We start from the raw sequence: 13710 nt of genomic DNA, 5'->3' as shown, positions 1-13710 counted from the left end.
CCCTTTCGACGTACGCAAATTGCGGATGAGGCCGTGTCCTCGTGCCAGGCAGTGGGCCTATAGGCCCACAACACGGGCTCGACAGCAGTTATCAGGTATTCCCCACCAGCGCCGTTACCCGGATCGTCTTCGCTTCCGGGATCTCCGCATGCGACAGCACCTTCAGCTGCGGCAGCGCGCGCCGCAGGAAGCGCGACAGCAGCGGCCGCAGCGGGCCCGGTACCAGCAGCACGGGGTTGACGCCGAGCGCTTCCTGCTGGGCCGACGCTTGCGCGGCCTGCTGGGCGATCGTGTCGGCCAGGCCCGGCTCGATGCCGGCGCCGTCGGCACCGCCCTGTGCCAGCGCCTGCATCAGCAAGCGTTCGAGGCGGTTATCGAGGGTCATCACGGACAGTTCGCCATTGCCGGGGAACAGTTGCTGGACGATCGCCCGGCCCAGCGCGATGCGCACGAGCGACGTGAGCTCGTTCGGATCCTGCGTGTGCACGGTATGTTCGGCAAGCGCCTCGATGATGGTGCGCATGTCGCGGATGTGCACGCCCTCGGACAGAAGGTTCTGCAGCACTTTCTGCAGCGCCGACAGCGAGATCGTCTTCGGCACCAGGTCTTCGGTGAGCTTGGGCGCTTCCTTGCCCAGGTGGTCGAGCAGTGCCTGCACCTCGCCGCGGCCCAGCAGTTCCGCCGCATGCGACGTGATCAGGTGGTTCAGGTGCGTGGCGACGACGGTGCCGGCATCGACCACCGTGTAGCCCATGCCCTGCGCCTGGTCGCGCAGGCTGGCATCGATCCACACGGCCGGCAGGCCGAACGCGGGATCGGTGGTGGCCAGGCCCGGCAGCGTGCCGCTCGCCATGCCCGGGTTGATCGCCAGGTACTGGCCGTTGAACGCTTCGCCCGTGCCCACTTCCACGCCCTTGAGCGTGATGCGGTAGGCGGAGGGCTTCAGTTCCAGGTTGTCGCGGATGTGCACCGGCGGCGCCAGGAAGCCCACTTCCTGGGCGAATTTCTTGCGGATGCCCTTGATGCGCTTGAGCAGCTCGCCGCTCTGCGCCTTGTCCACCAGCGGGATCAGGCGGTAGCCCACTTCCAGGCCCAGCGTGTCGACGGCCAGCACGTCGCTCCACGTGGCTTCCTCGCTCTCGGCCGCCGGGCCGCCCTGCCCGCCCGCTGCCGGGCCGCCTGCCCCCGCGCCCGCGCCGCCGCCGGCACCGCCACCCGGGCTTGCCGGACGGGGCGCGGTGCCGCTTTCCTCCGCCGCCTTGTCGCGCTTCGCCAGCAGGTAGCCGCCACCGGCCAGCGCACCGCCCAGCAGCAGGAACACCAGGTTCGGCATGCCGGGGATCAGGCCCAGGCCGCCGATGATGGCGGCGGTGATGTACATGACCTGCGGCTTGGCGAACAGCTGGCCGACCAGCTGCGAGCCGATATCCTTTTCCGACGCCACGCGCGACACGACCGCGCCGGCCGCCAGCGAGATGATCAGCGATGGGATCTGCGCCACCAGGCCGTCGCCGATGGCCAGCAGCGTGTACGTACGCACGGCGTCGCCGAACGCCATGTCGTGCATGAGCAGCCCCACCAGCAAACCGCCGACGATATTGATGACGGTGACCAGGATGCCGGCCACCGCATCGCCCCGCACGTATTTCGACGCACCGTCCATCGCGCCGTAGAACTCCGCTTCCATCGACACTTCGGCGCGCCGCTGCTTGGCATCGGCCTCGCCGATCAGGCCTGCATTCAGGTCGGCGTCGATCGCCATCTGCTTGCCCGGCAGCGCATCGAGCGCGAAGCGGGCGCCCACCTCGGCGATCCGGCCCGCGCCTTTCGTGACCACCACGAAGTTGATGATGGTGAGGATGATGAACACCACGATACCCACCGTGTAGTTCCCGCCGATCAGGAAGTGGCCGAACGCCTCGACCACCTTGCCGGCCGCATCGGGCCCCGTGTGCCCTTCGGTCAGCACGATACGGGTGGATGCCACGTTCAGCGCCAGCCGCAGCATGGTGGTCAGCAGCAGCACGATCGGGAATGCCATGAAATCGAGGGGCTTGACCGTGTACAGGGCGGTCAGCAGCACGATGACGGAAATGGCGATGTTGAAGCTGAAGAACAGGTCGAGGATGAACGCCGGCAGCGGCAGGATCATCATCGCCAGCAGCATGATGATCAGGATCGGCGCGGCCAGGGTCTGCGGCTTGCCGCCGGTAATGGTGTTCGTCCATGCGGGCATCTTGAGCGCTTGCATCGGGTTCTTCCTCAGGTATTGCGGTTGCGGTTGCGGTTATGGCTGCGACTACGGTTTGGGCGTTGCGGTGTTCGGGTCCATGTCCGGCGGCACGTCCAGCTTCGTGGGGCGATCCGGATAGTGGCCGCCCGGGCGGTAGGCGCGCAGCTGGTACACATAGGCCAGCACCTCGGCCACGGCCGCATACAGCCGCTGCGGGATCTCGTCGCCGATGTCGGTGTGCTTGTGCAGCGCGCGGGCCAGTGCCGGCGCTTCCAGGATCGCCACCCTGTTTTCCTTGGCCAGCTCGCGGATCTTCGCGGCCACCGCGTCCGTGCCCTTGGCCACCACCTTCGGTGCGCCCTTCGAGCCATCCGCATATTTCAGCGCCACCGCATAATGGGTCGGGTTGGTGACCACCACGTCGGCGGTCGGCACATCCTGCATCATCCGGCGCCGCGCCATCTCGCGCTGCATCTGGCGGATCTTGCCCTTGATCTGCGGGTTGCCGTCCGACTCCTTCGATTCCTGGATCATCTCCTGGCGCGTCATCTTCATCTTGTTCGCGTAGTGCCACATCTGGTACGGCGCATCGATCATGGCGATGAAACCCAGCGAGCTCACGAGGATCAGGAAGCTCATCGCCAGCATGTCGAGCATGTGGGCATAGCCTTCGTTCGCCGGCTCGGCAGGCAGGCCGAAGATCGCATCCTTGTAGCGCATCACCACCATGTAGGCGACGGCGCCGACGATGATCGTCTTGATGATCGCCTTCACCAGTTCCACCAGGGCGTTCTTCGACACCATGTTGGCGAGGCCCTTCATGGGATTGAGCTTGCCGAACTTGGGCATGAAGCCCTTGGCGGTGAACAGCCAGCCGCCCACGAACACGGGCGAAGCGATCGCCACCATCATCACGGCCAGGCCCAGCGGCAGGAACGTGATCAGCACCTGCACCACGTCGGCCAGGATGCGGTGGCCCAGCACGTCCATGTCGAACGCCTGTTCGCGCGTGAGCGACAGGCCGGAAGCGAGCGTGGCCGACAACTGGCGCGCCATGGTCGCACCAAAGACGTACAGGCCGGCGCCCGCGGCCATGAGCACGGTAAACGTCGCGACTTCGCGCGAACGGGGAACGTCACCTTCCTCGCGCGCCTTCCTCAGGCGCTGCTCTGACGCTGGTTCTGTCTTCTCGGCGTCGCTATCTTCTGACATCGGGTGCTCCGGCTACCTGTGCTCGACTGTATTGATTCTGAGCATGCATTGTCGGGCATGGTGCCGTTGGCTGAAGGAACGAACAAAGAGGGAATAGGGGGGCAATTCGATGCCGACCGCCAGCTGGTGGCGTGCCGGGCCCTGGTCCAGGCGCCGTGAGGAACTGGACAACGTGCTACTTCAAGACCATCGATCGGGTGATTTAGCCAACGCGCCATGGTGGCGGCTGCAATACAGGAAAACCGGCAGGGCGGCGGCATCGCCCTGTGACATGCGGGCCGAGGCGGTCAGGTGGCCGCCAATAACCCCAGCTGCTCTTCCTCCAGATAACACCACTCCCCTTCCTTCAATCCGAGGTCGGCCAGCTGCAACGCGCCAATGGCCGACCGGTGCAGCGCAGTGCAATGGTTTCCTGCGGCCGCCAGCATCCGCTTGACCTGGTGATACTTGCCCTGCTCCAGCACGATCTCGAGCTGGTGCTCGCCTTTCGGCGCACAGACGAGCGCCGCAAGAGGTGCCGGCTCGTCGTGCAGCTGCACGCCGGACAGCATCTGCGCCACCAGCGCATCGGTCACCGGTTCGGCCGTCGTGGCCTGGTAGACCTTCGGCACGTGGCGTTTCGGCGAGGATTGGGCATGGATGAACGGGCCATCGTCGGAGATCAACAGCAGGCCGGTGGTGTCATGGTCGAGGCGGCCGACCGGCTGCACGTCGCGCCACGTGAACTGCTCGGGCAGCAGCTTGAGCACGCCGGGGTGGTGGCTCGGCTTGCGCGAACATTCGTAGCCTGCCGGCTTGTACAGGGCAATGTACACATGCTGCCTGTACCGCCATTCTTCGTCGAAGATGGTGAGGACGAGGCCGTCGGTGTCGATGGTCGATTTGTAATCGTCGACGATGGTGCCGTTGACAGCCACTTCGCCGTCCTCGATCAGTGCGCGGCAATATTTTCGGGTACCGAAACCCTGGGATTGAAGGATGCGATCCAGCGATAGTTTGCTCATGGGCGGCATTCTACCGGATTGCAAGGAACGATCAGTTCGTAGTTGAGGAATATCAAGTAGGAAACCTGTGTCGTTGATACACTGAAACGCATGTAGGAATCTGCTGAACCGCAGCCAATCTTCCTACCCTATCGTTAAGAAAGTATCCGCGATCCCGATACGATCACCTGGAGGCCGTAATGATCACCGCTGAATGCCGCTCTGCCACTTCCCGCAACGCCGCGGGCCGGTTTGCCACCGAACTGTTGATCTCCCGCTGCCAAAGCGGCGCCGAACCGGCACTGATGCCGCAAAACCGCTGGTTCACGGCGACCGCGCAAGGCTTTCACGACTGGCTGCGCGCAGGCGGCTTCGAGAGCGGGATCGAGATCGAAGCGATGCGGCGCCAAAACACGTGACGAACAAGCAAGGCTACAGACGAAAACAGCAGCCAGAGGCTGCTGTTTTCCAGTCCCCGGAAGGGACCAGTGAGGAATATAATTCTCTCAATTCGCTGATGCGATAGATAGTCTACTACGCGAGGTGATACGGATAACAACCGCGCGATCGAATGTTGAGTGCTTTTAAGATTGCGCCCTCCGTTCAATAACTACAGGACTACTATAACCTATCTGCAGTCGTTTTCAAGCTTCCGACTGCTTTTGTTTGAAAACGGCTCATCATCACGGCGCATCACAGCGCATCACAGCGGTCACTTGATGACCGGCACTCCCACCGCTGCCGCCGCCTTCACCGCGCCACTGCCGACCGCGGCGCCGAACTTCTTCAGCACGCGCTCGGGCAAGCCTTCATGTTGCGTGTAGTCGATGATGTCCTCGGCTTTCACCACATCGCGCGCCACGCTGTCCACGCTGCCCAGTTCGTCGGCGAGGCCCATGTCGATGGCCCGCGCGCCTGTCCAGAACGAACCGGAAAACGTTTCCGGTGTTTCCTGCAAACGCTTGCCGCGGCCGACGCGCACGGTTTCGATGAATTGCTGGTGGATTTCGTTCAGCATCGCCTGGGCATGCTGCTTCTGCTTGTCCGATTGGGGGCTGAACGGATCCATGAAGCCCTTATTGGCGCCCGCCGTGATCAGGCGGCGCTCCACGCCCAGCTTTTCCATCGTGCCCGTGAAGCCGAAGCCATCCATCAGCACGCCGATCGAGCCGATGATGCTGGCCTTGTTGACATAAATCTTGTCCGCCGCGGAAGCGATGTAATAGCCGCCCGACGCGCAGATCTCGTCGACCACCACGTACAGCGGTTTTTCCGGATAACCCTGGCGCAGGCGGCGAATCTCGTCGACGATCATGCCGGCTTGCACCGGGCTGCCGCCCGGGCTGTTGATGTGCAGTACCACGGCGACGGAGCCGTCATCCGAGAACGCCTTGTTCAATGCCGGAATGACGACCGCGGCCGCGCCGCTGCCCTGTGCCTCGATATCGCCTTCGATCTCGACCAGCGCCGTATGGCGGCCAACGTCGCCTTCGCTGCCGAGCAGGTCCACTTCGAAGTAGCTGGCGATCGCAAAGAACACGAGCAGCAGCATGACCACCTTGTAGAAGATGCTCCAGCGGCGGTTGGCGCGCTGCTCCTTGATCGTGGCGAACACGAGCTTCTCGAGCACTTCGCGTTCCCACTTGATGGGCGGCGTGTCCGGGCGGGACGGCCCGGGCGGTTGGATACCCGGCGTTTCTTGGTTATCGTTACTCATAAAGCCGATGTCGGGGGACGGATGTAGTCGTCCGGTTGCCAGTACAGGTTGCCGTCGCGCTCAGCCAGCGCCACCGGTCGCAGCCGGCCACCGCGGCACGGGCCGCCGGCGCACTGGCCACTGCTGGGAATGTATACGGCACCGTGCGTGGAGCACATCAGGTACAAGCCGCTGGACTCGAAGAACTCGCCTTCGTTCCAGTCCAGTTCGATCGGCACGTGCGCGCACCGGTTCAGGTACGCATAGGCGATGCCGCCGTGCCGGATCACGAAGGCCGTGGCCGATTCGCCGCCGGCCAGCACGGCAAAACGAATGCCCTTGCCGCCGTCCGGCACCGCGTCGGCGGCGCAGATCAGTATATCGTTGCTCACAGCTTGGTCATTTCTCCTTGGGCCTGCCGATGCGCCGGCCTTCAGGCGTTGGCGCTCAGCCAGGCATGCAGCTCCGGCACGTTCTTCGCGGAAAACACGGGGCGGCATGCATGCAGCTGGTCCACCGGGTGCGCGCCGTATTCGACGGCAATGCCGGCCGAACCGGCGTTCTGCGCCATCATCAGGTCATGCGTGGTATCGCCGATCATCACGGTGCGGCGCAGGTCCTGGCCGAGCTCGCGCGTCAATTCCTGCAGCATCGCCGGGTGCGGTTTCGAAAACGTTTCATCCGCGCAGCGGGTGGCATGGAACGTGGACAGCAGCTTTGCCGCATCCAGCGCGCGGTTCAGGCCCACGCGGCTCTTGCCGGTGGCCACGGCCAGGAAATACCCCTGCTGGGTCAGCTCGTCCAGCAGTTCGCGCACGCCGTCGAACAGTGTCAGTTCATGGTCCTTGGTCAGGTAGTGGTACCGGTAGCGCTCGACCATGCGCGGGTAGTATTTCGGATCCACGTCGGGGCCGAGCACCTTTTGCATGGCTTCCGACAGGCCCAGGCCGATCACGTGCGAGGCGGCATCACGCGATGGAATGGGCAGGCCCAGGTCCCTGGCCGCCGACTGGATGCTTTTCACGATGGTTGCGGTACTGTCCATCAATGTGCCGTCCCAGTCGAAGACGATCAGGTCAAATTGCTTTCTTGCCATGTGCTCCGGCGCTGCCGGCTCCAGGTTTGTGTCCGCTATTGCAGAGCAGAGTTATCGGGTTGGCCCAAGCTTACCAAGAATTTTTCGCATTCGGGGGCAAGCGGAGCGTTCAGCGTCATGATTTTCCCGCTCTCGGGGTGGCGGAATGTGATCTGGTGGGCGTGCAGGAACATGCGCTTCAATGGCACGGGCCGCTTTTGCAGCGCCTTGTTCATCGCGAAATCGCCGTATTTGTCGTCGCCGGCAATCGGGAAGCCGGTCGACTGCAGGTGCACGCGGATCTGGTGCGTGCGGCCGGTCTTCAGTTCCGCCTCCAGCAGCGCGAATTGTGCATATTTCCTCAACAGCGTGAACACTGTGTGCGACGGCATGCCGGTTTCCATGACCGCCACCCGGCGCTCGCCGTCGCCCGTCGTGTATTTGTGCAGCGGCGCCTTCACGTGCTGGCGCTTGTTCTTCCAGTCGCCGGTGGCCAGCGCAAGGTAACGCTTGTCCGTCTCGCCCTCGCGCATCTGTTCATGCAGGCTGGTCAGCGCGGAACGCTTCTTCGCCAGCAGCAGCAGGCCCGACGTTTCACGGTCCAGCCGGTGCACCAGTTCGAGGAATTTCGCATCGGGACGGGCGGCACGCAATTGTTCGATCACACCGAACGACACGCCGGAACCGCCATGCACGGCCACGCCGGCCGGCTTGTCGATGACGAGCAGGTGCGCATCTTCGTAAATGATGGGAAATTCGGTGGCTGGCGCGCCATTGTCCGGCTTCTCCGCGATACGTACGGGCGGGATGCGCACGATGTCGCCTGCCACCAGGCGGTACAACTGGTCGATCCGGCCCTTGTTGACGCGCACTTCCCCGGAACGCAGGATGCGGTACACGTGGCTCTTCGGCACACCTTTGCAAACACGCAACAAGTAGTTATCAATACGCTGTCCGGCCTCTTCTTCGCCGATCGTCACGAATTGTGCTTGTGGCAGGACTGTCTGGGGGGAAGACTCCGCGGCGCTTTGCCGGGCCTTTTGGGTTGTCTTCCCAGAAAATCTCTCTAAGTCCTTCATTTTGAATATATAATCAATTCGCCGTAGCAATTCGGCACTTGAAACAGTGCTCTCTTGCTGTTGCAGTGTAAGAAGTAAAACCACGATTTTACACAGGGGCGCATCCGCTGGCCTCGCTTAAATGCTAATTCAGCGGAAATAAACGTATACGCACATACGGGCACGGATCAGGGTGGCAACCAATGTTGTCATCGGGTCGGTGGACGGATGTTGGAATGAGATTGGCTGGATCGTTAGGATAAATCCGGCAAGCAAGCACAGAGTCGTTGCTTGCCGGTTGATGAAGCTGATAACGCTTGCCGTTTTCGCCGGCTACCACACAAGATGGCCGGCTCGACCAATTGCGCACGCCCGCATTCTCCGCGGCCCCACCACAGCGATGGGGCCGGACAGGATGAGTTGCAGGTGGTGCGAACTCGGCATGACGATCAGCATCATGCGCCCACTGTGGCAGCTGCGCCTGCGCGCTGCCGCACGACGAGGCATTTCCCCGCAGCCTCCCTGATTCCCGCGTATATCCTTGTACGGTTGCCGCCCTCGCGGGCGGCTTAACTCGACCGAAGGGTCGCGGAGTCAAATAAAAAATGAAACGCATGTTGTTCAACGCTACGCAGCAGGAAGAGCTGCGCGTAGCCATTGTCGATGGTCAGAAACTGATCGACATCGACATCGAAACCGCTGGACGCGAGCAACGCAAGTCCAACATCTACAAAGGCGTCATCACCCGCATCGAACCGTCGCTGGAAGCCTGCTTCGTCAGCTATGGCGAAGACCGCCACGGTTTTCTGCCATTCAAGGAAGTGGCCCGCAGCTACTTCCGTGAAGGCTGCGACGTGCGCAACGCCACGATCAAGGAAGCGCTGCGCGAAGGCCAGGAGATCGTTGTCCAGGTAGAGAAGGAAGAACGCGGCAACAAGGGCGCCGCCCTCACCTCGTTCATCTCCCTGGCCGGCCGCTACCTGGTGCTGATGCCGAACAACCCGCGCGGCGGCGGCGTATCGCGCCGTGTCGAGGGCGAGGAGCGCCAGGAACTGCGCGAAACGATGGACAAGCTCGATTTGCCGCAGGGCATGTCCGTGATCGCCCGCACCGCCGGCATCGGCCGCAATGTCGATGAACTGCAGTGGGACCTGAATTATCTGATGCAGCTGTGGCGCGCGATCGAAGGCGCGTCCAAGTCGGCATCCGGCGCCTTCCTGATCTACCAGGAATCGTCGCTCGTGATCCGCGCCATCCGCGATTATTACCAGCCCGATATCGGCGAGATCCTGATCGATACGGACGAGATCTACGAACAGGCGCACCAGTTCATGAGCCACGTGATGCCCGATATGGTGCACCGCGTGAAGCGCTACAGCGACGACGTGCCGCTGTTCTCGCGCTTCCAGATCGAACACCAGATCGAAACGGCCTACAGCCGCACCGTGCCGCTGCCGTCCGGCGGCGCCATCGTGATCGACCACACCGAAGCGCTGGTGTCCGTCGACGTCAACTCGGCGCGCGCCACCCGCGGTTCCGATATCGAAACCACCGCGTTCAACACCAACTGCGAAGCGGCCGAGGAAGTGGCCCGCCAGCTGCGCCTGCGCGACCTGGGCGGCCTGATCGTGATCGACTTCATCGACATGGAAGTGTCGAAGAACCAGCGTGAAGTGGAACAGCGCCTGAAGGATGCGCTGCACCACGACCGTGCGCGCGTGCAGATGGGCAAGATTTCCCGCTTCGGCCTGATGGAGCTGTCGCGCCAGCGCCTGCGCCCTTCGCTGTCCGAAGGTTCGCACGTGACGTGCCCGCGCTGCTCCGGCACCGGCCACATCCGCGATACCGAATCGTCCGCCCTGCAGGTGCTGCGCATCATCCAGGAAGAGGCGATGAAGGAAAACAGCGCCGCGATCCACGTGCAGGTGCCGGTCGACGTGGCCGCCTTCCTGCTCAACGAGAAGCGCGGCGAAGTGCTCAAGATCGAGAACCGCCACCGCATCACCGTGATCCTGGTGCCGAACAAGCACCTCGACACGCCGCACTACAAGCTCGAGCGCATCAAGCACGACGATCCGCGCCTGGAAGAAGCGCCGGCCAGCTATTCGATGGCCGAGCAGGCGGAAACCGACATGGGCTTCGCCAAGCGCCAGAAGGAAGAGCAGAAGCCGCGCCAGGAAGCCGTCGTCAAGACGATCACCCCAAGCCAGCCGGCACCGATCGTGGACCGCACGCCGGCACCGGAAGCGGTCAAACCGGTCGTGGCCCCGGCCCCGGTCGCCGCCCCTGCCCCGGCTGAAAAAGGTTTCTTCTCGAAACTGGTGTCGTTCTTCACCGGCAAGACCGAGGAACCGGCACCGCCGGCCGCCCCGGCCATCGTTTCGAAGCCGGTCGTTGCACCGGCCGAGCGCGCCGACAAGAATGGCCGTGGCCCGCGTGGCCGCAATCCGCGCGGCCCGAAGGAACGCGAACCGGGTGCCCGCGACGAGGCCGTCAAGCCGGCGGCGGAAGCACGCCCGGCACGGCCGCCGCGCCCGCCGCGCGAGCCGCGTGAAAAGCTGGAGAAGTTCGCCGACAAGGCGGGCGAGAAAGTGGAAACGGCCGAAGGCGCCGTGGCGCCGCGAGCCGAGCGTGCCGAGCGCCCGGAACGGGCGGAACGCCCGCAGCGCGAGCCCCGCGAAGCCCGCCCGCCGCGCGAACCGCGCGAGCAGCGTGAACCGAAAGCGCAGCCTGCCGAAGCCAAGGCCGACGAACTCGCGCTGGCCGCGGCCGGTGTCGGCCCTGTCGGCACGGGCACCGGCACCAGTACCAGCACCATCGCACCAGCCGCTGCGCCATCCGTCGCGCCATTTGCCGAAACACCAGGCCTGGTGAAACCGCTTGGCAATACGGGGCCGGATAGCGACGACCTGGAAGCGGGCGAAGGCGGCGACGAGCCGCGCCGCCGCCGCCGCCGTGGTGGCCGCAACCGTAACCGCCGCGAACGCGAAGGCGCCGAAGGGATCGACGGTATCGAATCCGGCGACGAGTTCGGCAGCACCGCGGCCGATGGCGACACCATCAAGGCCGTTACCGCCACCGTCGTCGCCGAGGAAGCACAGGCGATCGCTCGCGAAGAAGCCGCCAAGCCTGCAGAGACGCCGGTTGTGACGGCTGCGGCTGCGGCTGAGCCGGTGGCTGCCGCCGCGATCGACGCTGTCGAGCAGGCGCCTGTTGCTGCGGAGCCAGTCCAGGGCGCCGCTGCGGCCGAGGTGCAAGCGGCCACGGCCGGCGTGGCGGCAACGCAGCCGGTTGCTGTCGAGCCTGCCGAAGCGGAAATCGTCCAGGCGCCAGCCGCCGAAGCGCTGCCGGTAACGGCAACAGCGGAAGCGCCAGCCGCTACCGTTGCGATCGAACCCGCCGAAGCGGAAATCGTGCAGGCACCGGCCGCGGAAACGCTGCCGCCGGTAACGGCCGAGGCAGCCGCAGCGGTGGCCATCGAGCCCGCCGAAGCGGAAATCGTGCAAGCGCCGGCTGCCGAGCCGTTGCCGGAGGTGGCCTCGCAGGCTGCGCCAGCCGAAACGCCAGTCGTCGCGGATGTCGTGCCCGTCACGGAAACCGCCATCGTCGTGCCTGCCGCCGCCGAGATTGCAACAGCCGAGGCGGTTGCCGCCGAAGCCGTGGCAACCCAGCCGATCCCGGTTGCCGAGCCGGTGACGCAGCAAGCCGCCGTGGAAGCCACTGCTCCTGCTCCTGCTCCTGCTCCTGCTCCTGCTCCAGCTCCAGCTGCTGCTCCGGCACAGCCTGCCGCTGCGGCGACGGACCTGCAATCGATCCTGGAAGCTGCCGGCCTGCAAATGGCCGCGACCGATCCGGCCAAGCTGCGCGCCGCCCAGGAAGCGGCCGCGCATGAAGAGGCACCGGTGCGCGTGCGCCGCACCCGCAAGCCCGCGCCGCCGGTGGCGGACGAGCCGCTGGTGCAGGTGGATACCCGACGCTGATCTTCAGCCGGCAAAAAGGGAAGCCACGGCTTCCCTTTTTTTTCGCTTATGATGCCAACCCCGACGCCAACCCCGACGCCACCCTCGACGCCAACCCCGACGCCAACTCCTTCCCTGTCGAGCGCATTGCGTTACTGGCTGAAGCTGGGTTTCATCAGCTTTGGCGGGCCGGCCGGCCAGATCGCGCTGATGCATGCCGAGCTCGTCGAGCGGCGACGCTGGATTTCCGAGCAGCGCTTCCTGCATGCGCTGAACTATTGCATGCTGCTGCCGGGGCCGGAAGCCACGCAGCTGGCCGTCTATATCGGCTGGCTGCTGCACCGGGCGCGCGGCGGCATCCTGGCCGGCACGCTGTTCGTGCTGCCGTCGCTGCTGATCCTGATCGGACTGGCATGGGTCTACCTGGCCTTCGGCCACTTGCCCGCCATCGCGGCCGTGCTGTATGGCATCAAACCGGCGGTGGTGGCACTCGTGCTGGCGGCCACCTGGCGCATCGGCCGGCGCACGCTGCGCAACGGCTTGCTGGCGGGCCTTGCCTGTGCCGCGTTCCTGGCCATCCTGGTGGACGTGCCCTTCCCCGCCATCGTGCTGGCTGCCGCCATGCTCGGCTGGCTGGGCGGGCGGCTGCGGCACGCGGCATTCGTTCCGGGCATGCCGGGCCACGGCAAGGCGTTGGCGAGCCATGGCCCGGCCGTGATCGACGACGACACGCCCACGCCGCCGCATGCCCGCTTCACCTGGAGCAAGCTGCTGGCGGCGTGCGCGGCAGGCGTTGTCCTCATGGCCGGCAGCTGGGGGGCGGTGGCCGTGCTCACGGGCCTGTACAATCCGCTCGCGCAGATGGGCTGGTTCTTCACCAAGGCGGCGCTGCTGACGTTCGGCGGCGCCTATGCGGTGTTGCCGTATGTGTACCAGGGTGGCGTCGAAACCTATGGCTGGCTCACGCCGGCCCAGATGATCGACGGCCTGGCCCTGGGCGAAACCACGCCCGGCCCGCTGATCATGGTGAATGCGTTCGTGGGCTTTGTCGGCGGCTGGCGCAGCATGGTGCTGGGCGATCCGGCCATGTCCGGCGTGGCCGGCGCGGTGGTGGCGGCCTGGTTTACGTTCGTGCCGTCGTTCATCTTCATCCTGGCCGGCGCCCCGCTGGTGGAAGCCACGCGCGGCAATATCGGCATGACGGCACCGCTGACGGCGATCTCGGCGGCCGTCGTTGGCGTGATCGCCAGCCTGGCCGTGTTTTTCGGCGGGCATGTCTTTTACGCCGGCGGGCGCTGGGACTGGGCGGCGCTGGCGATTGCCATGCTGGCGGCATGGGCGTTGCTGCGCTGGCAAACCGGCCCCTTGAAGTTGCTCGGCGCCTGTGCAATCGCTGGCCTCGTGCTACATTACGCTAATGAAATCAACGCTTTAGTACAGTTTAGTTAAGTCTGGCCAAGTTTGGCTTAGTTTGGCTTGGTTTGGATATGGCAG

The 13710-nt window shown here is 64.6% G+C and carries 10 protein-coding genes; 3 read left to right on the top strand and 7 right to left on the bottom strand.

Translation table 11 applies throughout. The annotated features are described in order from the left end of the window. Window positions 1-91: 91 nt before the first annotated feature. The 3 genes from flhA to ACY65G_RS24720 form a co-directional block, all read right to left on the bottom strand. Window positions 92-2251 (bottom strand): flagellar biosynthesis protein FlhA, encoded by a 2160-nt coding sequence (flhA, locus tag ACY65G_RS24730; protein WP_464999935.1) that lies wholly within the window; start codon window positions 2249-2251, stop codon window positions 92-94. Window positions 2252-2299: 48 nt separating this feature from the next. After that, window positions 2300-3445 (bottom strand): flagellar biosynthesis protein FlhB, encoded by a 1146-nt coding sequence (gene flhB, locus ACY65G_RS24725; protein ID WP_464999934.1) that lies wholly within the window; start codon window positions 3443-3445, stop codon window positions 2300-2302. A gap of 287 nt (window positions 3446-3732) precedes the next feature. Then, window positions 3733-4449, bottom strand: a complete 717-nt coding sequence (locus ACY65G_RS24720; RefSeq protein ID WP_464999933.1) for a pseudouridine synthase — start codon at window positions 4447-4449, stop codon at window positions 3733-3735. Window positions 4450-4628: 179 nt separating this feature from the next. Here ACY65G_RS24720 and ACY65G_RS24715 point away from each other — a divergent pair, with 179 nt between their 5' ends. After that, window positions 4629-4847: a hypothetical protein gene (locus ACY65G_RS24715; protein WP_464999932.1), complete on the top strand. Its 219-nt coding sequence runs from the start codon at window positions 4629-4631 to the stop codon at window positions 4845-4847. A gap of 293 nt (window positions 4848-5140) precedes the next feature. Here ACY65G_RS24715 and ACY65G_RS24710 read toward each other — a convergent pair whose 3' ends face one another. Genes ACY65G_RS24710 through rluC form a run of 4 tightly spaced genes read right to left on the bottom strand, consistent with a single transcriptional unit; the run spans window position 5141 to window position 8278 of the window. After that, window positions 5141-6145 carry a S49 family peptidase gene (locus tag ACY65G_RS24710; RefSeq protein ID WP_464999931.1) on the bottom strand — a complete coding sequence of 335 codons (1005 nt, stop codon included), beginning with the start codon at window positions 6143-6145 and terminating at the stop codon, window positions 5141-5143. After that, window positions 6142-6516: a Rieske (2Fe-2S) protein gene (locus tag ACY65G_RS24705; protein WP_464999930.1), complete on the bottom strand. Its 375-nt coding sequence runs from the start codon at window positions 6514-6516 to the stop codon at window positions 6142-6144. The genes ACY65G_RS24710 and ACY65G_RS24705 overlap by 4 nt, the downstream gene beginning before the upstream one ends. A gap of 41 nt (window positions 6517-6557) precedes the next feature. Then, complete coding sequence (locus tag ACY65G_RS24700; protein ID WP_464999929.1) at window positions 6558-7220, bottom strand: HAD-IIIA family hydrolase; 663 nt, start codon at window positions 7218-7220, stop codon at window positions 6558-6560. Between the two features lie 35 nt (window positions 7221-7255). Next, window positions 7256-8278: a 23S rRNA pseudouridine(955/2504/2580) synthase RluC gene (gene rluC / locus ACY65G_RS24695; protein ID WP_464999983.1), complete on the bottom strand. Its 1023-nt coding sequence runs from the start codon at window positions 8276-8278 to the stop codon at window positions 7256-7258. A gap of 584 nt (window positions 8279-8862) precedes the next feature. Between rluC and ACY65G_RS24690 the strand changes: the two genes are divergently transcribed. Together ACY65G_RS24690 and chrA are read left to right on the top strand one after the other, a co-directional pair. Further along, on the top strand, window positions 8863-12237 hold the full coding sequence (locus ACY65G_RS24690; RefSeq protein ID WP_464999928.1) for an Rne/Rng family ribonuclease: 3375 nt from the start codon (window positions 8863-8865) through the stop codon (window positions 12235-12237). Window positions 12238-12288: 51 nt separating this feature from the next. Beyond that, the gene (chrA, locus tag ACY65G_RS24685; protein WP_464999982.1) at window positions 12289-13665 is read left to right on the top strand and encodes a chromate efflux transporter; all 1377 of its coding nucleotides are present in this window, start codon (window positions 12289-12291) and stop codon (window positions 13663-13665) included. Window positions 13666-13710: the final 45 nt, after the last annotated feature.

The sequence above is a fragment of the Pseudoduganella sp. jia 12 genome (assembly GCF_055502675.1).
Note: the sequence above shows the minus strand (reverse complement) of the source record. Positions and strands in the feature narration are given on the sequence as shown.

What these genes read in the sequence shown, in the direction of transcription:
- flhA (WP_464999935.1), bottom strand. Translation starts at nt 2,251, where the DNA reads ATGCAAGCGCTCAAGATGCCCGCATGGACGAACACCATTACCGGCGGC.
- flhB (WP_464999934.1), bottom strand. Translation starts at nt 3,445, where the DNA reads ATGTCAGAAGATAGCGACGCCGAGAAGACAGAACCAGCGTCAGAGCAG.
- ACY65G_RS24720 (WP_464999933.1), bottom strand. Translation starts at nt 4,449, where the DNA reads ATGAGCAAACTATCGCTGGATCGCATCCTTCAATCCCAGGGTTTCGGT.
- ACY65G_RS24715 (WP_464999932.1), top strand. Translation starts at nt 4,629, where the DNA reads ATGATCACCGCTGAATGCCGCTCTGCCACTTCCCGCAACGCCGCGGGC.
- ACY65G_RS24710 (WP_464999931.1), bottom strand. Translation starts at nt 6,145, where the DNA reads ATGAGTAACGATAACCAAGAAACGCCGGGTATCCAACCGCCCGGGCCG.
- ACY65G_RS24700 (WP_464999929.1), bottom strand. Translation starts at nt 7,220, where the DNA reads ATGGCAAGAAAGCAATTTGACCTGATCGTCTTCGACTGGGACGGCACA.
- rluC (WP_464999983.1), bottom strand. Translation starts at nt 8,278, where the DNA reads ATGAAGGACTTAGAGAGATTTTCTGGGAAGACAACCCAAAAGGCCCGG.
- ACY65G_RS24690 (WP_464999928.1), top strand. Translation starts at nt 8,863, where the DNA reads ATGAAACGCATGTTGTTCAACGCTACGCAGCAGGAAGAGCTGCGCGTA.
- chrA (WP_464999982.1), top strand. Translation starts at nt 12,289, where the DNA reads ATGCCAACCCCGACGCCAACCCCGACGCCACCCTCGACGCCAACCCCG.